This window comes from Thioclava marina (assembly GCF_002020135.1).
GTDB lineage: Bacteria > Pseudomonadota > Alphaproteobacteria > Rhodobacterales > Rhodobacteraceae > Thioclava > Thioclava marina.
On record NZ_MPZS01000002.1, the window covers coordinates 760,804 to 784,713 of the forward strand.

The 23,910-nt window shown below is 63.9% G+C and carries 25 protein-coding genes; 14 read left to right on the plus strand and 11 right to left on the minus strand.

Translation table 11 applies throughout. The features are described 5' to 3' along the window. Window positions 1-10: 10 nt before the first annotated feature. Entirely contained in the window at window positions 11-907 is an 897-nt protein-coding gene (locus BMG00_RS13805) for a LysR family transcriptional regulator (protein WP_078529223.1), read from the minus strand. A 102-nt stretch (window positions 908-1,009) separates the two neighbouring features. Here BMG00_RS13805 and BMG00_RS13810 point away from each other — a divergent pair, with 102 nt between their 5' ends. From BMG00_RS13810 to trmD, 8 genes are all read left to right on the plus strand, one after another. Then, the gene (locus BMG00_RS13810) at window positions 1,010-1,582 is read left to right on the plus strand and encodes an FMN-dependent NADH-azoreductase (RefSeq protein WP_078529221.1); all 573 of its coding nucleotides are present in this window, start codon (window positions 1,010-1,012) and stop codon (window positions 1,580-1,582) included. A 195-nt stretch (window positions 1,583-1,777) separates the two neighbouring features. Next, the gene (ffh, locus tag BMG00_RS13815) at window positions 1,778-3,274 is read left to right on the plus strand and encodes a signal recognition particle protein (protein WP_078529219.1); all 1,497 of its coding nucleotides are present in this window, start codon (window positions 1,778-1,780) and stop codon (window positions 3,272-3,274) included. Window positions 3,275-3,278: 4 nt separating this feature from the next. Then, entirely contained in the window at window positions 3,279-3,821 is a 543-nt protein-coding gene (locus tag BMG00_RS13820) for a GNAT family N-acetyltransferase (protein WP_078574737.1), read from the plus strand. Beyond that, window positions 3,818-4,114 carry a chorismate mutase gene (locus tag BMG00_RS13825; protein ID WP_078529215.1) on the plus strand — a complete coding sequence of 99 codons (297 nt, stop codon included), beginning with the start codon at window positions 3,818-3,820 and terminating at the stop codon, window positions 4,112-4,114. The genes BMG00_RS13820 and BMG00_RS13825 overlap by 4 nt, the downstream gene beginning before the upstream one ends. A gap of 46 nt (window positions 4,115-4,160) precedes the next feature. Next, window positions 4,161-4,547, plus strand: a complete 387-nt coding sequence (gene rpsP / locus BMG00_RS13830; protein WP_078529214.1) for a 30S ribosomal protein S16 — start codon at window positions 4,161-4,163, stop codon at window positions 4,545-4,547. A 95-nt stretch (window positions 4,548-4,642) separates the two neighbouring features. After that, a complete protein-coding gene (gene rimM, locus BMG00_RS13835; protein WP_078574738.1) occupies window positions 4,643-5,152 on the plus strand; it encodes a ribosome maturation factor RimM in 510 nt (169 codons plus the stop codon). Beyond that, window positions 5,149-5,985, plus strand: coding sequence for a hypothetical protein (locus tag BMG00_RS13840; RefSeq protein ID WP_078574739.1), 837 nt, complete (start codon window positions 5,149-5,151; stop codon window positions 5,983-5,985). The genes rimM and BMG00_RS13840 overlap by 4 nt, the downstream gene beginning before the upstream one ends. Next, window positions 5,982-6,791: a tRNA (guanosine(37)-N1)-methyltransferase TrmD gene (gene trmD, locus BMG00_RS13845; RefSeq protein WP_078574740.1), complete on the plus strand. Its 810-nt coding sequence runs from the start codon at window positions 5,982-5,984 to the stop codon at window positions 6,789-6,791. Before BMG00_RS13840 ends, trmD begins: the two co-directional genes overlap by 4 nt. A gap of 58 nt (window positions 6,792-6,849) precedes the next feature. On the opposite strand, the gene BMG00_RS13850 is transcribed toward trmD, so the two are convergent. Further along, window positions 6,850-7,557, minus strand: a complete 708-nt coding sequence (locus tag BMG00_RS13850) for an AbiV family abortive infection protein (RefSeq protein ID WP_158521739.1) — start codon at window positions 7,555-7,557, stop codon at window positions 6,850-6,852. 347 nt (window positions 7,558-7,904) lie between these two features. Between BMG00_RS13850 and rplS the strand changes: the two genes are divergently transcribed. The 3 genes from rplS to metG all read left to right on the plus strand — a co-directional run bounded on the left by rplS (window position 7,905) and on the right by metG (window position 10,426). Continuing rightward, the gene (rplS, locus tag BMG00_RS13855; protein ID WP_038074852.1) at window positions 7,905-8,282 is read left to right on the plus strand and encodes a 50S ribosomal protein L19; all 378 of its coding nucleotides are present in this window, start codon (window positions 7,905-7,907) and stop codon (window positions 8,280-8,282) included. Window positions 8,283-8,293: 11 nt separating this feature from the next. Next, the gene (gene rpmE / locus BMG00_RS13860; RefSeq protein ID WP_038074857.1) at window positions 8,294-8,515 is read left to right on the plus strand and encodes a 50S ribosomal protein L31; all 222 of its coding nucleotides are present in this window, start codon (window positions 8,294-8,296) and stop codon (window positions 8,513-8,515) included. Between the two features lie 201 nt (window positions 8,516-8,716). Beyond that, complete coding sequence (metG, locus tag BMG00_RS13865) at window positions 8,717-10,426, plus strand: methionine--tRNA ligase (protein WP_078574742.1); 1,710 nt, start codon at window positions 8,717-8,719, stop codon at window positions 10,424-10,426. 256 nt (window positions 10,427-10,682) lie between these two features. On the opposite strand, the gene BMG00_RS13870 is transcribed toward metG, so the two are convergent. From BMG00_RS13870 to coxB, 9 genes are all read right to left on the minus strand, one after another. Then, window positions 10,683-11,267, minus strand: a complete 585-nt coding sequence (locus BMG00_RS13870; protein WP_078529202.1) for a GNAT family N-acetyltransferase — start codon at window positions 11,265-11,267, stop codon at window positions 10,683-10,685. Further along, entirely contained in the window at window positions 11,267-12,526 is a 1,260-nt protein-coding gene (locus BMG00_RS13875) for a M16 family metallopeptidase (protein WP_078574743.1), read from the minus strand. The genes BMG00_RS13870 and BMG00_RS13875 overlap by 1 nt, the downstream gene beginning before the upstream one ends. Next, entirely contained in the window at window positions 12,523-13,920 is a 1,398-nt protein-coding gene (thrC, locus tag BMG00_RS13880) for a threonine synthase (protein ID WP_078574744.1), read from the minus strand. The genes BMG00_RS13875 and thrC overlap by 4 nt, the downstream gene beginning before the upstream one ends. Window positions 13,921-13,930: 10 nt before the next feature. Then, window positions 13,931-14,608, minus strand: a complete 678-nt coding sequence (locus BMG00_RS13885; RefSeq protein ID WP_078574745.1) for an SURF1 family protein — start codon at window positions 14,606-14,608, stop codon at window positions 13,931-13,933. A 77-nt stretch (window positions 14,609-14,685) separates the two neighbouring features. Beyond that, window positions 14,686-15,489: a cytochrome c oxidase subunit 3 gene (locus BMG00_RS13890; protein ID WP_078574746.1), complete on the minus strand. Its 804-nt coding sequence runs from the start codon at window positions 15,487-15,489 to the stop codon at window positions 14,686-14,688. A gap of 18 nt (window positions 15,490-15,507) precedes the next feature. Then, complete coding sequence (locus BMG00_RS13895; RefSeq protein WP_281251068.1) at window positions 15,508-16,098, minus strand: cytochrome c oxidase assembly protein; 591 nt, start codon at window positions 16,096-16,098, stop codon at window positions 15,508-15,510. Beyond that, complete coding sequence (locus tag BMG00_RS13900; protein WP_078529192.1) at window positions 16,095-16,289, minus strand: hypothetical protein; 195 nt, start codon at window positions 16,287-16,289, stop codon at window positions 16,095-16,097. The genes BMG00_RS13895 and BMG00_RS13900 overlap by 4 nt, the downstream gene beginning before the upstream one ends. Before the next feature lie 3 nt (window positions 16,290-16,292). Beyond that, entirely contained in the window at window positions 16,293-17,228 is a 936-nt protein-coding gene (cyoE, locus tag BMG00_RS13905; RefSeq protein WP_078529191.1) for a heme o synthase, read from the minus strand. 32 nt (window positions 17,229-17,260) lie between these two features. Further along, window positions 17,261-18,139 carry a cytochrome c oxidase subunit II gene (gene coxB / locus BMG00_RS13910; RefSeq protein WP_078529189.1) on the minus strand — a complete coding sequence of 293 codons (879 nt, stop codon included), beginning with the start codon at window positions 18,137-18,139 and terminating at the stop codon, window positions 17,261-17,263. Between the two features lie 163 nt (window positions 18,140-18,302). Between coxB and tldD the strand changes: the two genes are divergently transcribed. From tldD to topA, 3 genes are all read left to right on the plus strand, one after another. Further along, window positions 18,303-19,730: a metalloprotease TldD gene (tldD, locus tag BMG00_RS13915; RefSeq protein ID WP_078574747.1), complete on the plus strand. Its 1,428-nt coding sequence runs from the start codon at window positions 18,303-18,305 to the stop codon at window positions 19,728-19,730. A gap of 149 nt (window positions 19,731-19,879) precedes the next feature. Then, complete coding sequence (gene dprA / locus BMG00_RS13920) at window positions 19,880-21,022, plus strand: DNA-processing protein DprA (RefSeq protein ID WP_078574748.1); 1,143 nt, start codon at window positions 19,880-19,882, stop codon at window positions 21,020-21,022. A gap of 101 nt (window positions 21,023-21,123) precedes the next feature. After that, window positions 21,124-23,712, plus strand: a complete 2,589-nt coding sequence (gene topA / locus BMG00_RS13925) for a type I DNA topoisomerase (RefSeq protein ID WP_078574749.1) — start codon at window positions 21,124-21,126, stop codon at window positions 23,710-23,712. The last annotated feature ends 198 nt before the right edge of the window (window positions 23,713-23,910 follow it).

A 23,910-nucleotide genomic window follows, 5' to 3' on the forward strand; every position in this document is an offset into this window, starting at 1 on the left:
CGCCAGCCGATCAGGCTGCGACCAGCCCCTCGGAGAGCCGCGCCTGTTCCTTGATCGCTTTCACGGCGGCCTGCACTTTCGGCGTGCGGTGCAGATCGACATGGGTCACCACCCAGAGCTCGGTATCCCAGCTCTCATAAGGTTTCATCACCTCTTCAAGCGTCGGATCCCCCCGCCCCATCGGCACTGTCAGGAAGCCCAGGCCAAGCCCCGCCTTGATCGCATCGACCTGGCTTTCATGCTCGTTGGCCCGGAAAACCACCTGCTCATCCGGGACGTTCTCGCGCAGCCAACGATAGAAGGGCGCGCGACTGTCGCGGTTGTCGATCGAGACGAAGCGATGTTGCGCAAGCTCTTCCTTCGAGCGCGGGATGCCGTAGCGCTCGACATATGCGTGACTGGCATAAAGTGCATTCTGCATCCGGCCCAGCGATTGCACCACGTTATCGGGTTCGGTCGGACGATTGCCGGCGCGGATCGCGACATGGGCCTCACCATATTCCAGCCGGAACACACGCTGATCGGTCAGGTAGCGCAGCCGGAGCCCGGGATATTCGCCAAGCAGTTTCTCCATTGCGGGCAGCACCAGCACCGAGACAGCCGTCAGCGAGGTCACGATCAGCTCCCCCGTCACCTCTTCGCCCGCGCCTGCAATCCGGGCGGCGAGCTGGCTGAACTGGTCTTCGGTCGCCTGCCCCACCGAGAGCAGTTGCTGCCCCGCCTCGGTCGGCGTGTAGCCGCGCGGATGACGCTGGAACAGCTTCGTTCCAAGCTTCTCCTCCAGCGCGTCGACATGGCGGATCACAGTCGCATGGTGAACGCCCAGAACCTCCGCAGCCCCCGAAACGGTCCCGATCCGAGCGACCTGAAAGGCCGTGCGAATTTCGTCCCAACTGTCAAAACTCATTTTGTGCACCCATGAACATTACATGCTCGATCATGCCCGTTGAGTTCCTAAATGCAATAGCCATCCTATAGGCCGTCAACATTGTGAACGGAGCCCTCCCCCATGACCAAGATTCTCCGCATCGACAGCTCGATCAAAGGCGATGCGTCGATCAGCAAACGTCTCACCGACAAGATCGTCGACACCCTCGGCGGCGATGTCACCAGCCGCGACGCGACCAAGATCCCCGCCATCGACGGCGCGTGGATCGGCGCGGTCTACACCCCGGCCGACCAGCGCAGCGACGAGCAGAAAGCCCTGCTCACGCTCTCCGACGAGCTGATCGCGGAACTGAAAGCGGCCGATACCGTCGTGATCGGTTGCGGCGTCTACAACTTCGGCGTCACTGGCCCGCTGAAAGCATGGATCGACCAGATCTGCCGCGTCGGCGAAACCTTCCGCTACTCCGAAGCAGGCCCCGAAGGCCTCGCCGGCCCCAAGCGGGTGATCATCGCCTACTCGTCGGGCGGCGTCCCGGTCGGCTCGGCCTTCGATTTCGCGACCCCCTATATCAAGCAGGTGCTCGGTTTCATCGGCATCACCGACGTGACCGTGGTCGCGGCCGAGGGTGTGAACATCGACGAGGCGGCGGCGATCGCCAAGGCTGAAGAGCAGATCATTCATCTCGCAGCCTGATCCGCGCCCCTTCCTCTTCCTCCCGACTGGCCCCGTGGTTGACTCCGCGGGGCCTTTGTCTTAATTCACGCGAGATTTCCCCGGAGGACGAATCCCTCCGGTCCCGGCATGCGGTCGGGATCGCCACCAGTCAGCGCGTTGCGCCCACTGGTGCGTTTGTCGTTTGTCCCGGCCCCAAACCTAGGAGGGTGGCCCATGTTCGAAAGTCTTTCCGAACGCCTTGGCGGCGTGTTCGACCGGCTGACCAAACAAGGCGCGCTCTCTGCCGAGGACGTGAAAACCGCATTGCGCGAAGTGCGCGTGGCGCTTCTCGAGGCCGACGTTTCGCTGCCCGTGGCGCGCCAGTTCATCAAGGCGGTCGAAGGCAAGGCGACAGGCGCTTCCGTGACCAAATCGGTCACGCCGGGCCAGCAGGTCGTGAAGATCGTCCATGACGAGCTGATCGCGATGCTCTCGGGCGACGGTCCGGCCGATGCGCTCAAGATCGACAACCCGCCCGCGCCGATCCTGATGGTCGGCCTTCAGGGCTCGGGCAAGACCACCACCACTGCGAAACTGGCCAAGCGCCTCAAGGACCGCGAAGGCAAGCGGGTGCTGATGGCCTCGCTCGACACCAACCGCCCGGCGGCGATGGAGCAGCTCGCGATCCTCGGCACGCAGATCGGCGTCGACACGCTGCCGATCGTGAAGGGCGAAAACGCGGTGCAGATCGCCAAGCGCGCCAAGCAACAGGCAACCTTCGGCGGTTATGACGTCTACATGCTCGACACCGCGGGCCGTCTGCATATCGACGAAGTGCTGATGGACGAGGTGCAGGCGGTGCGCGACGTGGCGCAGCCGCGTGAAACCCTGCTCGTGGTCGATGGCCTGACCGGTCAGGACGCCGTCAACGTCGCAACCGAGTTCGACGAGAAGGTCGGCGTCTCGGGCGTGGTGCTGACCCGGATGGATGGCGACGGCCGTGGCGGTGCGGCGCTCTCGATGCGCGCGGTCACCGGCAAGCCGATCCGCTTCGTCGGTCTGGGCGAGAAGATGGATGCGCTCGAGACCTTCGAGGCCGAGCGTATCGCGGGCCGCATCCTCGGCATGGGCGATATCGTCGCCCTGGTGGAGCGCGCGCAGGAAACGCTGGAGAAGGAACAGGCGGAGCGCATGGCCAAGCGCTTCCAGAAGGGCCTGTTCAACATGAACGACATGCGTGGCCAGCTCGAGCAGATGCTCAAGATGGGCGGGATGCAGGGCGTCATGGGCATGATGCCGGGCATGGCGAAATACGCCAAGCAGGCCGAAGAGGCGGGCCTCAACGACAAGACGATCCAGCACCAGATCGCGCTGATCAACTCGATGACCAAGCAGGAACGCGCCAACCCGCAGCTTCTGCAGGCGAGCCGCAAGAAGCGTATCGCTGCGGGTGCGGGCCTTGAGGTTTCCGAGCTCAACAAGCTGCTGAAGATGCACCGTCAGATGGCCGACTCGATGAAGAAGATGGCCAAGATGGGCAAGGGCGGCATGCTCAAGCAGGCGATGAAGATGATGGGCGGCAAGGGCGGCATGCCGGATCTGGCCAATATGGACCCTGCCGAGGTCGAGGCCGCGGCGAAGGCGATGGGCGGCAAGCTGCCCCCCGGCGGCCTTGGCGGTCTGGGCGGCGCGCTGCCGCCGGGCCTGTCGGGCTTCGGCAAGAAGAAGTGATCCGATGACCGTCGCGCTCTCCCCCACCCCGACCCTCGAGACCGAGCGTCTCGTGCTCCGCGCCCCGCAGGCGCGGGACTGGGAGGCATGGCGCGACTTCTATCTCTCCGAACGCGGCCACTGGTTCCGTCCGGTGAAGAACCCCACCCCCGAGGATGCGTGGCGCAGCTTCGCCGCGATCACCGGCCATTGGGTTCTGCGCGGCTGGGGCATGTTCATCATGACCGAGCGTGGCTCGGATCAGGGCTTCGGCGCGCTCGGTCCCTGGATGCCCGAGAGCTGGCCCGAGGCGGAAATCGCCTGGTCGGTCTGGTCGCAGGACGCCGAGGGCAAAGGCTATGTCGCCGAGGCCGCGCGCGCGGTGATCGCCCATGCGTTCCGGGACCTGAACTGGTCCACCGCCGTCAGCTATATCGACCCGAACAACACCCGCTCGGCCGCATTGGCCGAGCGTCTGGGCGCCCGCCCCGACCCGGGTGCCGCCCATCCGGGCGAGCCGCCGATCGTGGTCTGGCGCCACCCCCAACCGCAGGAGGCCATGGCATGAGCGACGCAACCATCCGTGCCGCAGAGCTTCTGAAGGAACATCGCGACAGCATCGACCGGCTCGATGCGGTCCTGATCTGGACGCTGGCCGAACGCTTTGCCCAGACCAAGGCCGTGGGCAAGCTCAAGGCCGAGCACGCGCTCCCGCCCTCCGATCCCGCGCGCGAAGAACAACAGATCGCGCGGCTCGAGAAACTGGCGCTCGATTCCGGCCTCGACCCGGAATTCGCCAAGAAATTCCTGAACTTCGTGATTTCGGAAGTGATCCGTCACCACGAGAAATTCCAGAAATGACGGGCCAGACGGCCCGCTCACCAGCCATCCAAAGGAGATAACTGTCATGGCTATGAAGATCCGCCTCGCCCGTGGGGGCTCCAAGAAGCGTCCGTTCTACTCGATCGTCGCCTCCGACTCGCGCATGCCGCGTGACGGCCGCTTCATCGAGAAGCTGGGCACCTACAACCCGCTGCTGCCGAAAGACAGCGAAGAGCGCGTGAAGATGAACATGGAGCGCGTGAAGTACTGGCTGAGCCAGGGCGCCCAGCCGACCGACCGTATCGCCCGCTTCCTCGAAGCCGCTGGCGAGATGGACAAGCAGGAACGCGCCAACATGAAGAAAGCCGTCCCGGGCAAGAAAGCTCAGGAACGCGCCGAAGAGAAGGCCGCGAAAGCTGCCGAGGCCGCCGAAGCGGCTGCCGCTCCGGCTGAGGCTGCCGCGGAAGAATAATCCGCCAGTACGGTGGATGGCTGGCGGGCCGGGCGCTTTTTGCGTCCGGCCCCTGCCCCTTTCAGGACCGCCTTTCTCAGGATCAGGAGTATCGCATGACCCTTCCCGACCGTGTCTGTGTCGGCGCCATCGCCGGAGCGTTCGGTGTGCAGGGCGAGGTGCGCCTGAAAAGCTTCTGCGCCGAGCCCGAGGATATCGTGGATTACGCGCCGCTTTACACCGAGGATGGCAGCCGCAGTTTCGATGTTACGCTGACCCGCCCGCTCAAGAACGGGCTGGGCGTGCGCCTTTCGGGCGTCGCGACCAAGGAACAGGCCGATGCGCTGCGCGGCGTGACGCTCTGGACCGCGCGGGAGAACCTGCCCTCGCTGCCCGATGACGAATTCTATCACGCCGATCTGATCGGCCTCGAAGTGGTCGATACCGGAGGCGCAAGGCTCGGTACGGTGCGCGCGGTGCACAATCACGGCGCGGGTGACATCCTCGAGATCTTCACCCCGGGCCGCAAGCAGGCACTGCTGCTTCCCTTCACCAAGGCCGCCGTGCCAACTGTCGACCTCTCCGCAGGCCGCATCGTCGCCGACCCGCCCGAGGAGATGCAATGACGCGGATCCTGCTGCATCTTGGCTTTCACAAATGCGCCACGAGCAGCGCGCAGGCTTTCCTGCACGAGAACCGCGAACGGATCTGGCCGACCTGTGCCCTCGCCCTGCCCTACCGGCTCCGCCCCATCGCCAACAAGGTGTTCTGGTATCGCTTCGAGCGCGACGAGGCGGCGCTGGCCGATCTGCACGCAAGCATGCGCGCCTTCATCAGAGATCTGAACCTCACGCCCAACCGCAATCTCATCCTGAGCAGCGAGAACCTGTTGGGACAGATGCCGCTGGGCACGCTCGACGAGCCCTACCCGATCGCGGTGCCGGTTGTGCGCGCATTGACCTCCGCTTTCGAGGCGATCGCCTGGCCCTGCGAATTGACTGTCTATTTCTCGACCCGCGCGCACGATGACTGGATACGCAGTGTCTGGGGGCATCAGGCACGCAAGCGGCGCAACGTGCGGATTACCGACGATCTGGAGACCTTCCGCGCCCGGCTCTCGAAGGTCAGCTTGCACGATCAGCTCGCCCGGATCCGCGCCGCACTTCCGGATCTGCATATCGTAAGCGAAGATATCGACGCGCTCGCGGGCGCCCCTTTCGGAGTGGCCCAGCCGTTTGTCGATTTTCTGCGTCTGCCGCCTGCGAAGCTGGCCGAATTCACCCCGCCGCCCCGCGCCAATCAAGGACCGGGGCTTGCGCTCGCCGAGCAGCTGATCGAGCTGAACCGAAGCGATCTGGATCCCGATGCGCTGCATGCGGCGAAGGACGCGCTGATCGGCGCGCATTTCGGCTCTGCTCAAGAGCTGGACGATGACGAGGAAGAGCAGGTTTCAAGATGAGTGACGACAAACCCACCCTCGCGACGAAATCCCACGGTCGGCTGAGCATTTCCGCCTCGCGCAAGCCGCGCACTCTGATGGAGGAACCCGCGCGGGTGAAGGGCGCGTGGACGGCGAAGATCGTCACCCTCTTTCCCGATGCCTTCCCCGGCACGCTGGGGCTGAGCCTTCTGGGCCGCGCGCGCGATCTGGGGCTCTGGGCGCTGGAAACCATCGACCTGCGCCCCTTCGGTATCGGCAAGCACCGCAATGTCGACGACACCCCCGCAGGCGGCGGCGCGGGCATGGTGCTGCGCGCCGACGTGGTGGGCGCGGCACTGAGCGAGGCCGCAATCGGCACACCCGAGGACCGCGCTCGCTGGCCGGTCATCTATCTCTCCCCGCGCGGCAAGCCCTTCGATCAGACGATGGCGCGCCGCTTCGCCGAGGCCGAGGGCATGACGCTTCTTTGCGGGCGGTTCGAGGGCGTGGACGAGCGCGTGCTGGAACATTTCGGCGTCGAGGAAGTCTCGATCGGCGATTTCGTCCTGACGGGGGGCGAAGTGGCCGCTCAGGTGCTGATCGACGCCACCGTGCGGCTGATCCCGGGCGTGTTGGGCAATGCCGAGAGCGCCGTGGAGGAAAGCCATTCCAGCGGCCTTCTGGAGCACCCCCAATACACCCGCCCCGCCGAATGGGAGGGCCGTTTGATCCCCGAAGTGCTGACCTCAGGCAACCACAAGAAGATCGAAGACTGGCGCCGCGAGATGAGCGAGAAGCTGACGCAGGAGCGGCGGCCGGATCTGTGGGAGAGGCGTGGGGGGTGAGGGCGGCTCAGAGCCCTTTGCCGGGTTCAGAGCTTGCAGCACGAACTACAACAATCGTTTACGGCACAGTACGGAACAGCGTACCAGTCTCGATGTGATCCCGCTCATATCCGAGCACCGCTTCCGCGATGTCTTGCTGGCCTGCTTCTAATCGCGAGATGTAATACCACCAAAAGTCTTCCTTTTTCAGCATCTCTCGAAACTTGGCGGACTTCATTGTGAAAAGGCGATCCTGAGCTGTCGTGAACTTGGCTGGTGTTTTATCGATCATGTGGCGGCGTGCATACGCGAGGCAGTTCTCGGCGAGCCTGACACAGTCCCGAGCGGCACCATCGCGGACAACCTCGCGCGGCGTCTGCACACGATCCGGGTCGGTACGCAACTCACTGTACATCGACGGTTCGCGCCCTTGCTTAACGTGAAAGATTAGATCAAGCGCCACTTGCAGCGCACCACGCGTATCCGGGCTGCTCAGGGCCCATGTACTAAGTGCGTAGTTTATCTTCGCCCCATGGTTTTCCATCGACTTCTTCAGTCTCGCGCAGACCGCAGGATCGGTCAGGTTCCGGTTCTGTGCATCGAAAGCGAGGAGAGCCTTGCCCACCTCCTCAACACAGGCCACACCCAAGAAGTATGCCCGCGCCATGTGGTCGTGGTCACGTAAGATCGTGGCTTCATTGAGCAGTTCATCTGCGTTGTGAAGAGCGCCTTCGCTGTAAAGGCGCAGAAGCGTTGGTGTCAGTTTCGGCAGCTGCTGCGAACCCATGGATACTCCTGAGTTTAGAAAATACGGAGACCATATATGAGGTCGGGACGCCCGTCTCGCCCCACAGGCAAACCCGCGACCTCCCCCACTTCCCCCTTGATCCACACCCCATTTCCCCTTAATACGCGCGGGTCCGGACCGGAATCGGCCCTCGGACCCTTTTGCTGTTGCCCGGCGATGCCTTCTTCGGCCCGCCATCAGGCCCGGCAAAGGGCGCAAAAGCGAAAGACGACCTGAACCCTCCCGCGGGCGCGACCCTGAAAAGGCGACCGGACCCGGCGAAGACGCGGAGCTCTGAGGCGGCGAAACCTTCACGGAAAAAACCGTGAGCATCGAAAGGAAAAGCGATGAACCTGATCGCACAGATCGAGGCGGAGCAGATCGCCAGCCTCGGCAAGACCATCCCGGATTTCAAAGCCGGCGACACCATCCGCGTTGGCTACAAAGTCACCGAAGGCACCCGTTCGCGCGTGCAGGCCTATGAGGGCGTCTGCATCGCCCGCAAGGGCGGCGACACGCTGGCGGCGTCGTTCACCGTGCGCAAGATCTCCTTCGGCGAAGGCGTGGAGCGTGTGTTCCCGCTCTACTCGACCAACATCGACTCGATCGAAGTGGTCCGCCGTGGCCGCGTGCGTCGCGCGAAGCTGTACTACCTGCGTTCGCGTCGCGGCAAATCGGCCCGTATCGCCGAAGACACCACCTACAAACCCAAAGCCGACGCGTAAGGAGCGGGACTATGAAAGCGGAAATCCATCCCGACTACCACATGATCACCGTCAAGATGACCGACGGCACCGAGTACCAGACCCGTTCGACCTGGGGCAAGGAAGGCGACACGATGACGCTCGACATCGACCCGACCTCGCACCCGGCCTGGACCGGCGGCTCGTCGCGCCTGATGGACACCGGTGGCCGTGTGTCGAAGTTCAAGAACAAATATGCGGGTCTCGGCTTCTGAGCCTGAGCAGCATGACCGTTACAGAAAAGGGCGCCTTCGGGGCGCCCTTTTTCATTGCGCGCTTTGCCGTGCGGTGCGCTGATCCCCGGCGCCTCAATGCCGCGCGGGCGCTCGCCAGCATATACTGGTCGCGCCCCCTAGCCCTCCCCTCGATTCCCTAGTAAACCCGCGCCCAAACCGCTTACACGCAAGAGGGTCTTCATGGCGCGCCATCTCATCACCTCGGCCATTCCCTATATCAACGGCATCAAGCACCTCGGCAATCTCGTGGGCTCGCAGCTGCCGGCCGATCTCTTCGCCCGCTACCAGCGCGCGCGCGGCAACGAGGTGATGTTCATCTGCGCCACCGACGAGCACGGCACGCCCGCCGAACTGGCCGCCGCCAAGGCCGGCAAGCCGGTCGCCGACTACTGCGCCGAGATGCATGACGTTCAGGCGAAGATCGCGGAAGGCTTCCGCCTCAGCTTCGATCACTTCGGCCGCTCCTCGAGCCCACAGAACCATCGCCTGACGCAGCATTTCGCGGTGAAACTGGCCGAGGCCGGTCTGATCCGCGAAGTCTCCGAGAAACAGATGTATTCCAAGGCCGATGGCCGCTTCCTGCCCGATCGCTATATCGAGGGCACCTGCCCCAATTGCGGCTTCGAGAGCGCGCGCGGCGATCAGTGCGACAACTGTACCAAGCAGCTTGACCCGGTGGATCTGATCAACCCCCATTCGGTGATTTCCGGCTCGACCGACCTAGAGATGCGCGAGACCAAGCACCTGTTCCTGCGCCAGTCCGCGATGAAGGACCAGCTCGACGCCTGGATCGATAGCAAGACCGACTGGCCGGTGCTGACGACCTCGATCGCGAAGAAATGGCTACATGACGGCGACGGGTTGCAGGATCGCGGCATCACCCGCGATCTCAGCTGGGGCGTCCCCGCCCAGTTCGAAGGCGCGCCGTGGGAGGGCATGGAAGGCAAGGTCTTCTACGTCTGGTTCGACGCCCCCATCGAATATATCGGCGCGACGCAGGAGTGGTCGGCCGAGACCGGCGGCGACTGGGAGCGCTGGTGGCGCACCGACAAGGGCGCCGACGACGTGACCTACACCCAGTTCATGGGCAAGGATAACGTCCCCTTCCACACGCTCGGCTTCCCGACCACGATCCTCGGCTCGGGCGAGCCCTGGAAGCTCGTCGATTACATCAAATCGTTCAACTACCTGAACTACGATGGCGGGCAGTTCTCGACCTCGCGCGGGCGCGGCGTCTTCATGGATCAGGCGCTGGAAATCCTGCCCGCCGACTACTGGCGCTGGTGGCTGCTGAGCCACGCGCCCGAGAGCGCGGATGCAGAATTCACCTGGGAAAATTTCCAGACCTCGGTGAACAAGGACCTTGCCGACGTGCTGGGCAATTTCGTCAGCCGGATCACCAAGTTCACCCGCTCGAAATTCGGCGAGTCGATCCCCGAGGGCGGTGCTTGGGGCGATCAGGAGGCGGCGCTCATCGAAGAGCTGACCACCCGCATCCGCGCCTACGAGGCGCATATGGAAGAAAAAGACATCCGCAAGGCCGCGGGCGAGCTGCGCGCGATCTGGGTGGCGGGCAATGAGTACCTGCAAGCCGCGGCCCCCTGGTCGGTCTTCAAGACCGATCCCGATCAGGCCGCCGCCATCGCGCGGCTCGCGTTGAACCTGATCCCGCTCTACGCGGTCCTTTCGGCACCGTTCATCCCCGATGCGGCCGATGTGATGCTGGGCGCGATGCAAACCGAGGATCGCAGCTGGCCCGAGGATGTGAAAGCCGCGCTCACCGCGCTGCCTGCAGGTCATGCCTTCACCACGCCGGAGGTGCTCTTCCGCAAGATTTCGGATGAGGAGCGCGAGGCCTGGCAGGAGCGCTTTGCCGGAACGCGGAACTGAGCCACAAGAGGGGGCGCTGCCCCCTCTGGCCTTCGGCCATTCACCCCCGAGATATTTGGGTCAAGAAGAAGGGTCAGATTCTTTAACCAGAATCGGGCAAGGATGTCTGTGCGGTACAGGCGGAGACGCCGATGACCGCTCGAGGAGAAGCGCCCGGCCTGCTGCCCGACGAGGGCTCGAGCCGGGCGAATTTGCTTCTTCTTGATAGAAATATCTCGGGGGTGAGGCGCCAAGGCGCCGAGGGGGCAGCGCCCCCTTAGCCCACATCCGTCCGGCCCCGCCGGTCGGATCGGAGATTGGAATACAAGACGTGATTACGCCAGCGTCCGTTGATCTGAAGATAACTCTGCGCGACCCCTTCGTACTTGAAGCCCGATTTCTCCAGGACACCGCGCGAAGGGCCGTTCTCGGGCAGGCAGGCCGCTTCGATCCGGCTCAGGTCGAGTTTGGTGAAGGCGTGATGCACGAGCGCCTCGATCGCCTCGCGCATGTAACCCTGCCGCGCGTAGCGTTGCCCGATCCAATATCCGAGCGTGCCTGATTGCGCGGGTCCGCGCCGGATGTTGTCCAGCGTGATCGCCCCGAGCAACTTGTCATCGGCGCGCGAGATCAGAAAGACCGGAAGGGCCGTGCCGCTGGCGATCGCGCGCGCCGCCCAATAGACCCGGTTGGAGAACGCCTTCCGACTGAGATGGTCGGGCGACCAGCTTGGCTCCCATGGGAGCAGGAAGGTCCGGCTCTCCTCGCGCAGGCTTGCCCAAGGTCGGTAGTCGCCATGCTGCGGCGGGCGCAGAACCATCCGCTCCGTATCGATCCGAAGCTGACGACGGCGCGCGAACATCAGGCGGCAAGCCTCTCGCGCAACTCCCCGAGTTCGGGCGCGTCCTTCACCGGGCCGTAAAGCGCCAGTGCCGCGCGCCCGCCAATCGCGAGCCGTTCGGCGAAATCGCGCACCGCGTCGCGGGTCACGCCGTCGATTCGGGCGGAGGCCTCGTCGATGCCCGGCACACGGCCCCAGATATTGAGGCTGCGCGCCATGCGCTCGGCCCGAGCAGAGGCGCTTTCCAACCCCATCAGAAGGCCTGCCTTGATCTGGGCGCGGGCGCGGGCGATCTCGGCCTCGCTCATGTCTTCTGCCGCGCGCTTGAGTTCGTCCACGGTCAGTTCGGCCAGCCCGCGGATCTCTTCTCCGGATGTGCCCGCATAGATGGTGAACATACCCGTGTCTTCATAGGCGCCTGCCTGCGAGAAGATCGTGTAGCACAGCCCGCGTTCTTCGCGGATCTTCTGGAACAGGCGCGAGGACATGCCCCCGCCCATCGCGGTCGAATAGACCTGCGCGGTGTAGAGATCTGCGTCGCGATAGCTCGGCCCCTCGATGCCAAGCGCGAAATGCGCCTGTTCGAGCTGCTTGATCTCGCGGCGTTCATTGCCCGTCCAGCTGGCGGGATGCGGCGCGGGGTTCAGCGCGGGGCGCAGGTCACCGAAGATATCCTCGGCGCGCTTGACGATTTCGGCGTGGTCGACTGCTCCGGCCGCCGAAAGGATCATCTGATCGGGACCGTAATGTTCGGCCACGAAGCGCGAAAGATCTTCACGCGCGAAGGCACGCACGCGCTCTGCCGGGCCAAGGATGGTGCGGCCCATCGGCTGATCCGGGTAGGCCGCCTCTTGCAGCCAGTCGAAGATCACGTCGTCGGGCGTGTCGAGCGATTGGCCGATTTCTTGCAGGATCACGCCACGCTCGACCTCGATCTCGCGCTGGTCGAAGACCGGGTTCAGCAGGATATCCGAGATCACGTCGAGAGCGAGCGGCACATCCTCGGCCAGCACGCGGGCGTAATAGGCGGTCATCTCGCGCGAGGTATAGGCGTTGATATAGCCGCCCACATCCTCGACCGCCTCGGCGATCTGCAGCGCGGAGCGGGTCTTCGTGCCCTTGAACGCCATATGTTCGAGGAAATGCGCGATGCCGTTCTGCTCGGGGCGCTCATGGCGGCCACCGGCCGTCACCCAGATCCCGATCGAGGCCGAGGCAAGGCCCGGCATCTTCTCGGTGATGATGCGCAGGCCGTTCTTCAGGGTCGTGAATTCGATCATTTGCGGCGACGCTCGCGGATCAGCGCTTCGAGCGCGTCGAGATCGTTGGGCACACGGGTCACACGCTCGTCGCGGGTGAACAGATCGGCCATGCGCGGCGGCAGGCCGGGGCGGATACCCGTCGCCTCTTCCACCGCATCGGGGAATTTCGCCGGATGCGCGGTGGCGAGCGTGATCATCGGCGTGGCCGGATCGCGGGCGACGGCCTGCTTGCCCACGTTCACGCCCACGGCCGAATGCGGGCAGAGCAACTCTCCCGTCTCCTTCAGCGTGTCGCCGATTTCCTCCAACGTGCGCGCCTCGCCGACCGAACCGCTGTCATAGATGTCGCGCAGCGCGCCGATGGCGTTTTCCGAGACGGTGAAGGAGCCCTCGGTCTTCAGCTCCTCCATCAGCTTCTCGATCGCGGCCCCGTCCTTGCCATAGGCCCAGAACAGTGCGCGTTCGAAATTCGAGCTCACCTCGATATCCATCGAGGGCGAGATCGAGGGCGTCACGCCCTGCTTGGTATAATCGCCCTTCGAGAGGCAGCGATGCAGGATGTCGTTCTGGTTGGTCGCGATCACCAGACGCTCGATCGGAAGGCCCATTTCCTTCGCAAGGAAGCCCGCGAAGATGTCGCCGAAATTGCCGGTCGGCACGGTGAAAGACACCTTGCGATGCGGCGCGCCAAGTGCCACGGCGGCCGAGAAATAATAGACGATCTGCGCCAGCACGCGGGCGAAGTTGATCGAGTTCACGCCCGCAAGGCCAACCTCGTCGCGGAAGGTGAAATCGTTGAACATGTCCTTCAGCTTGCCCTGGCAATCGTCGAAATCACCGTCGAGCGCGAGCGCGTGGACATTGCCTTCGACCGGGGTCGTCATCTGGCGGCGCTGCACCTCGGACACCCGGCCATGCGGGAAGAGGATGAACACGTCCACATTGTCGAGCCCGCGGAAGGCCTCGATCGCGGCCGAGCCGGTATCGCCCGAAGTGGCGCCGACGATGGTGATCTTCTGGTTGCGCTTCTCCAGCTCGATCTGGAAGAGCTGGCCGATCACCTGCATCGCGAAATCCTTGAACGCGAGGGTGGGGCCGTGGAACAGCTCCAGCAGGAAGTGGTTCGGCGCAAGCTGCACCATCGGCGCGCGGGCGACATGGCCGAAGCCTGCGTAGGCGCGGGTGATAGCGCCGCGCAGTTCCTCGTCCGAGAAGGTCTCGGCGACGAAGGGCTTCATCACGCGGAAGGCCGTCTCTTCATACGAGAGCCCGGCAAGCGCCGCGATCTCGCCTTCGGAGAACTGCGGCACGGTCTCGGGCACGTAAAGCCCGCCATCGCGGGCAAGCCCCGTGAGCATCGCGTCGCCGAAATTCAGAACCGGGGCTTTTCCCCGCGTGGAAACATAACGCATCGTCAATCCTTCAGGCCGATTGCCGCCTGATACGCCAGAGAAGAAAGATTGTCATCCCGGCCCAGACGATTGCGAGCAAAAACCAGGTGATTGCGTATTGCTTGTGATCGTTGGGAATGCCGGTGATCGTGATCGGCTGCGGCGCGATGCCCTGAGTGTCGCCCTCGACACGGGCCGCGACGACCATCACCGGCTCGGTCCCGAGCCTGGCGGCCATCGCGGGCACGTCACGGGCAAACCAGAGCCCGGTCTTTTCGTCGGGCTTGGGCGTGTAGCTGTCGGTCTCTTCGGGCCAGTGGAGATTACCGGTGATCGTGAGGTCGACCGCCGGACGGGACACGCCCTTGTCAGCCTCGCGCAGGAAGCCCCGGTCGAGCAGGATGCGGCGTCCGGCGTCGGTTTCGAAAGCGTCGATCACGCGGTAGCCCGCCCCGATGCCCTTCTGCCCCGAAAGCACGAGGATCTCCTGGCCCGTCGTGCGCCCGCTCACCGTCACCGGCTGGTATTTCAGCGGTTTGGTGTCAGTGCCTTCTGGCGGCAGTTCCTGCGGCGCACCGCCGATCTTGGCGGAGATCTCGGCCAGCATTGCCTCTTTCCATTGCAGCCGTTGCAACTGCCAGACCCCGAGCGAGATCAGGATCGCACAGCCGACGATGCCGAGCAGAAGCGGAAAGATGTAGCGTTTCATCGGTCCTCCAAGCGAACGGCGCGAGGGTCGCCCCCCGCGCCGCCATGCGCGTTTCCTCGCACGAGGGTCAGGGGCGCTTACGCACCGCCCCAGATATAGATCGACGCGAAGAGGAAGAGCCAGACCACGTCGACGAAGTGCCAGTACCAGGCGGCGGCTTCGAAGCCGACATGCTCGTTCTGGGTCATCTGGCCCTTGATGATGCGGATCAGGCAGACCAGCAGGAAGATCGTGCCGATGATCACATGCAGACCGTGGAAACCAGTCGCCATGAAGAAGTTCGCGCCGTAGATATTGCCAGAGAGGCCAAAGGCCGCGTGGCTGTATTCATAGGCCTGAAGCACGGTGAAGGAGGCACCGAGCAGCACGGTCAGGATCAGACCCTGCTTGACCTGCTTGCGGTCGTTCTCGTGCACGAGCGCGTGGTGCGCCCAGGTCAGCGTTACGCCCGAGAGCAGCAGGATCACCGTGTTGATCAGCGGCAGGTGCCACGGATCGAAGGTCTGGATGCCCTCGGGGGGCCAGACGCCATCCTGAAGGGGGCTCATCGGGCCCATCGGATACATGGCGTGCTTGAAGAAGCTCCAGAACCAGGCCGCGAAGAACATCACTTCGGACATGATGAAGAGGATGAAGCCGTAGCGCAGGCCGATCCGCACCACCGGCGTGTGATCGCCGACCTCGCCCTCGTGGACCACGTCGGACCACCAGCCATACATCGTGTAGAGCACGATGAGCAGGCCCGCGAAGAACATGTAATGGGTGATGTCCCGCATCCACAGGACTGCCCCGAAGAGCATGACGAACCCGCCCACCGCGCCGAGGAACGGCCAGATCGAGGGTGGAAGGATATGGTAGTCGTGGTTCTTTGCGTGCGCCATGCGTCTCCCTCCGATGGCTTAGTTGACCGTCTCCGCCGCTTTCGGGCGGACCGAGGCAGTTTTCTCGGGAAGGTCGGTTTCGTAGAAAGTGTAACTCAACGTGATCGAGTGGATCCGCTTTGCATCCGCATCCTCGACGATCTCGGGATCGACGAAGAAGCTCACCGGCATCTGAACCCTCTCCCCGGGTTGCAGCACCTGTTCGGTGAAGCAGAAACACTGGATCTTGTCGAAATAGTAGCCCGCCACATCGGGCGAGACATTGTAGCTCGCCGTCCCGGCGATGGGCCGGTCAGTCGGGTTGTAGGCCTCGTAGAAGGCAAGCCCGTTCTGACCGATCTTGAGCTTCATCTCGGTCTGCACGGGCTTGAACTCCCAAGGCATGCCGCGCGAGACATTGGCGTCGAAACGAACCGTGATCTCGCGGTCGAGCACGTGATCGGGAAGCTTCTCGGCCACGTTGGTCGTGCCGCCGTACCCCGTCGTCTTGCAAAACCAGTTGTAGAACGGAACTGCCGCCCAGGCACCCGCCCCCATCACGACGATCACCGCGAGCAGCATCAGCAGCACGCGGGTGTTCGACTTGTTCGGGGCGACGGGCTCGTTCACTTCTGCGCTCCCTCCGCCGGAAGCAGCGAGGTGCGCGGCTGGTGGTCGTAAGCCTCCATCGTCGAGCCGCGCTCGACCTTGACCACGGTCAGGCCGAAGACGATGGCCACGAACCCGAGAAGCACCACGCCCAGCCCCGCATTGCGCGAGAACCGGCGGGTATGAAGATCACTGTCCCGGGTGATTGCCATCGCTTACCAGACTCCCAAACCGATATGGCTCAGCCCCTCTTCGGCCAGCAAGGCTGCGAAATGCGCGAAGAGATAGACGAGCGAGAAATAGAAGAACCGCTTTTCAACGGCGTATTTGTCGGCCTCGGCCTGAACCTCGGTCCGGCCGTGGATCTCGATCGCGCCCTTGATGAAGAGCGCGTTCATCACAATCGCGGTCGCGAGATAGAGCGGCCCGCCGATCGAGGTGAAGCCGGTCCCAACCGCAAGCGGCGCGAGGATCAGCGTGTAGACGAGGATGTTCTTGCGGGTGTGCTCGCGACCATGGGTGACCGTGAGCATCGGCACTTTCGCCTCGTGGTAGTCCGACTTCATGAACAGCGCGAGCGACCAGAAATGCGGCGGCGTCCAGAGGAACACGAGCAGGAACATGGCGATCGATTCGATCGAGATGCCACCCGTCGCCACCGCCCAGCCGATCATCGGCGGGAAGGCGCCCGCCGCGCCGCCGATCACGATGTTCTGCGGCGTCGCGCGCTTCAGCCACATCGTATAGATCACCACGTAGAAGAAGATGGTGAAGGCAAGGAACAGGCCCGAGAAGATATTCGTGGCCAGAGCCAGCATCACGCATGAGATACCCGAGAGCGCCAGGCCGAAGCCAAGCGCCTCGCGCTCGCTCACCTTTCCTGCGGGGATCGGACGCGAGCGGGTGCGGCGCATGATCCGGTCGATATCGGCGTCATACCACATGTTGAGCGCACCCGACGCCCCCCCGCCCAGAGCGATGAACAGGATCGCCACGAACCCCACGAAAGGGTGAACGGGATTGGGCGCGACCACGAGCCCCACGAAGGCCGTGAACACCACGAGCGACATCACCCTCGGCTTCAGAAGCGCGATGTAATCGCTGAAGCGCGCCTCGTTGTCCTGTTGCTGGATATAGCTGATATCGCTCATGAAATTGTCCCTCGGGTGTCTCGCGCTGGCATTCAGTTCTGCGCGACCCGAACCGGCTTCTCGGCCTCGACCGAAGCGAAGTCATTCTTCGCGCGCTCAAGCCAGTTAGCGTAAACCTCCGGTGAGACAACTTTGACCACGATGGGCATATAGGCGTGGTTGGTGCCGCACAGCTCCGAACATTGGCCGAAGTACACGCCCTCGTTATCGGCCTTAAACCACAATTGCGCGATCCGGCCCGGCACGGCGTCCTGCTTCACGGCAAAGGCGGGCACGGTCCAACTGTGGATCACGTCGGCGCCGGTGACCTGCACCACGATCGTCTTGCCTGCCGGCACGACCATCGCGTTGTCGGCCGCGAGAAGGTATTCGTCGGGCGCGTAACCGTGATCTTCCAGCTCGTCCTTGGTGAGCATGATCGAATCGAAGACGATCCCCTCATCGGGATATTCATAGCCCCAGTACCACTGATAACCGGTCACCTTCACGGTGATGTCGCCCTCGGGGATCTCCTGCTGGTTCCACAGCGCGGGAAGCGAGAAGGCACCGATCGCCACGAGGATCAGGATCGGAACGAAGGTCCAGGTGATCTCGAGCGGGGTGTTGTGGGTGAAACGGCGCGGATTGGGATTCGCGCGGCTGTTGAAGCGCAGCAGCGAATAGATGATCAGCGCGAAGACGAAAACGCAGATCGCGGCGATGATCACGAGAAGCATGTGATCGAGCCATTGCTGGTCTTCGGCAAGGTTCGAAGAGGCCGGCTGGAACCCCGTTCCGCCCAGATGCGGCTTACCGATCACCGGCAGCCCCTTGATCATGTCCTGAGCCGCGGCTTGCCCGGCGATAAACATCGTCAGCGAAGCCGACGTGACAGCGGCCGCGAAACCGCGGCTGGTGCTTGCTTTAAGCATTCTTGTCTCCCTCTTGCGGCTCTCCCAGCCGCCAACGCGGGGTTTCGGCTCTCCCAAACCGGTGCCCCCGTTGTGTATTTCCGATTAAAGATCATATTTGTGGGGCGCCGCAAGCAAAAGCTGCGACATTCTGTCACTTTTATATCCGCCGATTGGAGAGCCGATGAGCCAGACCGACCGTTTTGCCCCTTTCGAGGAGAAGCTCGATCAGGAGCGCGCCCTGCATTTGCTGCGCGAGGCGACGGCCGGAGCGGAGGATGGCGAGCTTTTTCTCGAACAGCGCCGCTCGGAGGCGCTGGTCTTCGATGACGGTCGGGTCAAGACGGCCTCCTATGATGCGTCCGAGGGATTCGGGCTGCGCGCGGTAAAAGGGGAGGTCGCGGGCTATGCCCATTCGACCGACATTTCCGAAGCGGCCCTGAAGCGCGCGGTCGATACGGCGCGGCTTGCCGTGGGCGATGGTGGCGGCGTGATGGCGCCTCCGCCTCAGCGCACGAACCGACATCTATATAGTGATGCCGATCCGGTCTCTGACACGCCCTTCGCCGCGAAGATCGACATTCTGCGCGAAATCGACGCGTTCACCCGCGATCTCGATCCGCGCGTCGTGCAAGTCTCGGCGTCGATGGCGGCGAGTCTGCAGGAGGTTTTCATCCTGCGCCCCGAGGGCGGGCTGGTCTCGGATATTCGTCCGATGGCGCGGGTGAATATCTCGGTGATCGTCGAGGAGAACGGTCGTCGCGAATCGGGCGGGCATGGCGGCGGCGGGCGCTTCGGCCTCGCCGGGCTGATCGATCCCGACCATTGGAAGCCCGTTGCGCGCGAGGCGCTGCGCATCGCACTGGTGAACCTGCGCGCCGAACCTGCACCTGCGGGCGTGATGGATGTGGTATTGGGCCCGGGCTGGCCGGGTGTCTTGCTGCACGAGGCGGTGGGCCACGGGCTCGAGGGCGACTTCAATCGCAAGAAATCCTCGGCCTTCGCGGGACTGATGGGGCAACAGGTGGCCGCCAAAGGCGTGACCGTGCTGGATGACGGCACGATCCCCGATCGGCGGGGCTCGATCACCATCGACGATGAGGGCACGCCGTCCGGGAAGAACGTGCTGATCGAGGACGGGATTCTCGTGGGCTACATGCAGGACCGCCAGAACGCGCGCCTGATGGGGGTGACGCCCACCGGCAACGGGCGGCGTGAGAGCTTTGCCCATGCGCCGATGCCCCGCATGACCAACACCTACATGCTGGGCGGCGATGCCGAGCCCGAGGCAATCCTCGCCGATCTGAAAGACGGCATCTATGCCGTCGGTTTCGGCGGCGGTCAGGTCGACATCACCAACGGCAAGTTCGTCTTCAACTGCACCGAGGCGTATCGCGTGAAGAACGGCGTCGTGGGCGCACCCGTGAAGTGCGCGACCCTGATCGGCGACGGGCCAACGGCGATGCGCCAGATCCGTGCGATCGGCAATGACATGGCGCTCGATCCCGGTATCGGCAATTGCGGCAAGGCAGGCCAGTGGGTGCCGGTCGGCGTGGGTCAACCGACATTGATGATCGGCGGGCTGACTGTCGGGGGCTCAGCCGCGCGCTGAGCCTCACGGCACGCCAGTAATCGCAATTGAAAGATTTTTTCTCCAAAACCGCGAAAATTTTCCCAAAAACGCGCGCAACCCGAGGTTTAGTAACCTCTTGTTAACACTAATGGGCGCATAAAGGTCTCGCGATTGAGGCGGAGGGCTGGATGGAAACAGATTTGTTTTCTTACCCCACCCCCTTCACCCCACCCACCACGGAAGAAGATGAACTGTCGGTTCTCCGTCTCATTCGCTCGCGTCGCGTGGGGCCGACGACTTTCCACCGATTGATTGGCGAACATGGGTCGGCCCGGGCCGCTCTCGAGGCCTTGCCCGAGGTTGCGCGTGCCGCCGGCGTGTCCGATTACGCAACCTGTACCGAGGCGCAGGCACGAGCCGAGCTGAAAGCGGGGAAGCGGGCAGGCGCGCGGCTGATCTGTTTCGGCGCAGCGGATTATCCCGAGAACCTTTCAGGCATCGACGACGCGCCCCCGGTTCTCTGGGCGCTTGGCCGGACCGAGCTTCTCACCCGGCCGATGGTGGCGATCGTGGGCGCGCGCAACGCCTCATCGCTGGGTCTGCGCATGGCCCGCAAACTGGCCGAGGGTTTGGGCGAGGCGGGCATCTGCGTGGTCTCGGGACTTGCACGCGGGATCGACGCCGCCGCGCATGAGGCGGCGCTGGCCAGCGGCACGATCGGGGTGCAGGCGGGCGGCATCGACGTGATCTACCCGCCGGAAAACACCGATCTCGCCCGCCAGATGGCCGAAACCGGGCTGCGGCTGAGCGAGGCGCCTCCCGGCATACAGCCGCAGGCGCGTCATTTTCCGGCGCGCAACCGGATCATTTCGGGGCTCTCGGCGGGCGTGGTCGTCGTGGAAGCGGCACCGAAATCAGGCAGCCTGATCACCGCGCGCGATGCGCTCGATCAGGGACGCGAGGTGATGGCCGTGCCCGGTCACCCGATGGACGGACGCGCGGGCGGGTGCAACCTGCTGATCCGGGACGGCGCGGTTCTGGTGCGCGGGGCCGAGGATGTGCTTGCCGCGCTCGATGCCGTTCGGATGCCCGAAAAAGAGAAACCTGCCTCCGGCTGCATGCCCCCCGAACCACTCCCGCGCTCTGCTCCTTCCGAGCCAGCGCTGGCTGCGAAAATCCTTGACCGGCTCGGCCCCTCCCCCACCGCCGAGGACCAGGTGATCCGCGATCTCGGGCTTGGGGCGGCGGCGTTTTCGCGCGCCCTGACCGCGCTCGAGATCGAGGGGCGGATCGAACGTCATCGCGGCGGGATGATCTCGCGCCTCGCCTGATTCCGGTGGTTTCCCTCAGGGTCAGCACGCATTGACAATCCCCCCCAAACCCCCACATGTTCCGCGCCCAGACCCTTTGACTGTTGAATTGTGAGGACCTTATGGCCGTTGTCGTCGTCGAATCCCCTGCCAAGGCAAAGACGATCAACAAGTATCTGGGGTCCGATTACACGGTTCTCGCCTCCTTCGGCCACGTCCGCGACCTGCCTCCGAAAGACGGCTCGGTCGATCCCGAGCACGATTTCGCGATGAAATGGGAAGTCGCGAGCGACTCGAAAAAGCACATCAAGGCGATCACCGACGCGCTCAAGGATGACGACACGCTGATCCTCGCCACCGACCCCGATCGCGAGGGCGAAGCGATCTCGTGGCACCTGCAGGAAGCGCTGGAGAAGAAGCTCAAGGGCAAGAACGTCTCCCGCGTGACTTTCAACGCGATCACCAAATCCGCGATCCTCGAAGCGATGAAGCATCCGCGCGAGGTCGATGCCCCGCTGGTGGAGGCCTACCTGGCCCGCCGCGCGCTGGATTACCTCGTGGGGTTCAACCTCTCGCCGGTGCTGTGGCGCAAGCTGCCCGGCGCGAAATCCGCCGGCCGCGTGCAGTCGGTCTGCCTGCGCCTCATCGTCGAGCGCGAGATGGAGATCGAGGCCTTCAAGGCGCGCGAATATTGGTCGGTGACGGCCGTGCTGACGACCCCGCGCGGGCAGGAATATGAAGCCCGCCTTTCGGTGCTCGGCGGCAAGAAGCTCGAAAAATACGATATCCCGGATGCGACCACCGCCGAGATGGCGGTGCAGGCGGTGACCTCGCGCGATCTGACCGTCACCTCGGTCGAGGCGAAACCCGCCTCGCGCAATCCCTACCCGCCCTTCATGACCTCCACGCTGCAACAGGAAGCAAGCCGCAAGTTCGGCTTCGGCGCGCGGGCCACGATGTCGGCGGCGCAGCGGCTCTACGAGGCCGGGCACATCACCTATATGCGGACCGATGGCATCGACATGGCACCCGAGGCGGTGATGTCGGCGCGCGATGCGATCAAGGACAAATTCGGCGAGCAATACCTGCCCAAGTCCCCGCGCATGTACAAGAACAAGGCCAAGAACGCTCAGGAAGCGCACGAATGTATCCGCCCGACGGATATGTCGAAATCGCCCGACCGGCTGAAACTGCCCGACGATCAGTGGAAACTCTACGACCTGATCTGGAAGCGCACGATCGCGAGCCAGATGGAAGCGGCGCGCTTCGAGCGCACGACCGTTCTCGTGGGCTCGGCCGATGAACAGGTCGAACTGCGCGCGACCGGCTCGGTCGTGACCTTCGACGGCTTCCTCAAGGTCTATGACCAGGGCCGGGATGACGACGAGGGCGAGGACAGCAACCGCCTGCCCCAGATCATGGAAGGCGAAGAGGCCAAGAAGGGCCAGATCACGCCCGAGCAGCACTTCACCCAGCCGCCGCCGCGCTACACCGAAGCGACGCTGGTCAAGCGGATGGAAGAGCTCGGCATCGGGCGGCCCTCGACCTATGCCTCGATCGTTACGACGATTCAGGATCGCGGCTATGTGCGCAAAGACAAGAACCGCCTGATCCCAGAAGATACCGGGCGGCTGGTGACGGCGTTCCTGTCGAACTACTTCAAGCGCTATGTCGAATACGATTTCACCGCCGATCTCGAAGACCAGCTCGACGACATCTCGGCGGGCGATCGCGACTACAAGGAAGTGCTCAAGCGCTTCTGGCGCGATTTCTCGGCGGCACTGGAAGAGACCTCGGAACTGCGCATCACCGAGGTGCTCGACAAGATCGATGAAGTGCTCGCGCCGCATCTTTACCCGCCGCGCCCGGACGGCTCGGACCCGCGCATCTGCCCGCTTTGCGGCAACGGCAAGCTGCATCTGAAAACCGCGCGCTCCGGTGGCGCTTTCATCGGCTGCGGCAATTACCCTGAATGCCGTTACACCCGACCGCTCTCGGCCCCCGATGGCGATGACGAGGTGCAGGCGCTCGATGGCAAGGTGCTGGGCTATGACGAGGGTCAGGCGATCACCCTGCGCGTGGGCCGCTTCGGGCCTTACGTGCAAAAAGGCGAGCCCACCGAGGATCAACCCAAACCCCCGCGCGCCTCGCTGCCCAAGGGGTGGAAACCCGAAGAGATCGATCTCGAGAAGGCGCTGATGCTCCTGAGCTTGCCGCGCGAGATCGGCCCGCACCCTGACGATGGCGAGTTGGTCGAAGCCGGAATCGGCCGCTACGGGCCCTATGTGAAGCACGGCCGCATCTACGCGAACCTGCCGGAAGTCGATGAGGTCTTCACCATCGGCATGAACCGCGCGGTCGAGGTGATCGCCCAGAAAGCCGCCAAGGGCGCCGGGCGCGGCGTTGCCGCGAAACCGCTCAAGGAGCTCGGCGAGCATCCCGAGGGTGGCCCCGTGCAGGTCATGCCGGGGCGTTACGGGCCTTATGTCAAATGGGGCAAGGTCAACGCGACCCTGCCCAAGGACATGGAACCCGAGGCCGTTACGATGGAAGACGCACTTCCGCTGATCGAGGCGAAGGCGGCGAAGAAGGGCGGGGCAAAGAAGAAGGCCGCGCCGAAGAAGGCGGCCGCAAAGAAACCTGCGGCCAAGAAAACCGCCGCGAAGAAGGCACCCGCCAGGAAAACCACCAAGAAGACCGACGAAGAATAGGGCGCCCGCGCCCCTCTTCCTCTTGGAAAGAAATATCCCGGGGGGCTCGCATCGCGAGCGGGGGCAGAGCCCCCCTGTTCGGCCATTATTCTTCACCCTACGGCGACGGGGCAGAGCCACTCTCTATTTGTCGCCCTCCTTCGACGGGGGCAGCGCCCCCTCCCCAGCGTGAAGTATGCCGCCGCGATCCGCTCTCGC

Bases quoted from the DNA above. Each gene is read 5' to 3' on its own strand.
- BMG00_RS13805 (WP_078529223.1), bottom strand. From the start codon at position 907: ATGAGTTTTGACAGTTGGGACGAAATTCGCACGGCCTTTCAGGTCGCT.
- BMG00_RS13810 (WP_078529221.1), top strand. From the start codon at position 1,010: ATGACCAAGATTCTCCGCATCGACAGCTCGATCAAAGGCGATGCGTCG.
- ffh (WP_078529219.1), top strand. From the start codon at position 1,778: ATGTTCGAAAGTCTTTCCGAACGCCTTGGCGGCGTGTTCGACCGGCTG.
- BMG00_RS13820 (WP_078574737.1), top strand. From the start codon at position 3,279: ATGACCGTCGCGCTCTCCCCCACCCCGACCCTCGAGACCGAGCGTCTC.
- BMG00_RS13825 (WP_078529215.1), top strand. From the start codon at position 3,818: ATGAGCGACGCAACCATCCGTGCCGCAGAGCTTCTGAAGGAACATCGC.
- rpsP (WP_078529214.1), top strand. From the start codon at position 4,161: ATGGCTATGAAGATCCGCCTCGCCCGTGGGGGCTCCAAGAAGCGTCCG.
- rimM (WP_078574738.1), top strand. From the start codon at position 4,643: ATGACCCTTCCCGACCGTGTCTGTGTCGGCGCCATCGCCGGAGCGTTC.
- BMG00_RS13840 (WP_078574739.1), top strand. From the start codon at position 5,149: ATGACGCGGATCCTGCTGCATCTTGGCTTTCACAAATGCGCCACGAGC.
- trmD (WP_078574740.1), top strand. From the start codon at position 5,982: ATGAGTGACGACAAACCCACCCTCGCGACGAAATCCCACGGTCGGCTG.
- BMG00_RS13850 (WP_158521739.1), bottom strand. From the start codon at position 7,557: ATGGGTTCGCAGCAGCTGCCGAAACTGACACCAACGCTTCTGCGCCTT.
- rplS (WP_038074852.1), top strand. From the start codon at position 7,905: ATGAACCTGATCGCACAGATCGAGGCGGAGCAGATCGCCAGCCTCGGC.
- rpmE (WP_038074857.1), top strand. From the start codon at position 8,294: ATGAAAGCGGAAATCCATCCCGACTACCACATGATCACCGTCAAGATG.
- metG (WP_078574742.1), top strand. From the start codon at position 8,717: ATGGCGCGCCATCTCATCACCTCGGCCATTCCCTATATCAACGGCATC.
- BMG00_RS13870 (WP_078529202.1), bottom strand. From the start codon at position 11,267: ATGTTCGCGCGCCGTCGTCAGCTTCGGATCGATACGGAGCGGATGGTT.
- BMG00_RS13875 (WP_078574743.1), bottom strand. From the start codon at position 12,526: ATGATCGAATTCACGACCCTGAAGAACGGCCTGCGCATCATCACCGAG.
- thrC (WP_078574744.1), bottom strand. From the start codon at position 13,920: ATGCGTTATGTTTCCACGCGGGGAAAAGCCCCGGTTCTGAATTTCGGC.
- BMG00_RS13885 (WP_078574745.1), bottom strand. From the start codon at position 14,608: ATGAAACGCTACATCTTTCCGCTTCTGCTCGGCATCGTCGGCTGTGCG.
- BMG00_RS13890 (WP_078574746.1), bottom strand. From the start codon at position 15,489: ATGGCGCACGCAAAGAACCACGACTACCATATCCTTCCACCCTCGATC.
- BMG00_RS13900 (WP_078529192.1), bottom strand. From the start codon at position 16,289: ATGGCAATCACCCGGGACAGTGATCTTCATACCCGCCGGTTCTCGCGC.
- cyoE (WP_078529191.1), bottom strand. From the start codon at position 17,228: ATGAGCGATATCAGCTATATCCAGCAACAGGACAACGAGGCGCGCTTC.
- coxB (WP_078529189.1), bottom strand. From the start codon at position 18,139: ATGCTTAAAGCAAGCACCAGCCGCGGTTTCGCGGCCGCTGTCACGTCG.
- tldD (WP_078574747.1), top strand. From the start codon at position 18,303: ATGAGCCAGACCGACCGTTTTGCCCCTTTCGAGGAGAAGCTCGATCAG.
- dprA (WP_078574748.1), top strand. From the start codon at position 19,880: ATGGAAACAGATTTGTTTTCTTACCCCACCCCCTTCACCCCACCCACC.
- topA (WP_078574749.1), top strand. From the start codon at position 21,124: ATGGCCGTTGTCGTCGTCGAATCCCCTGCCAAGGCAAAGACGATCAAC.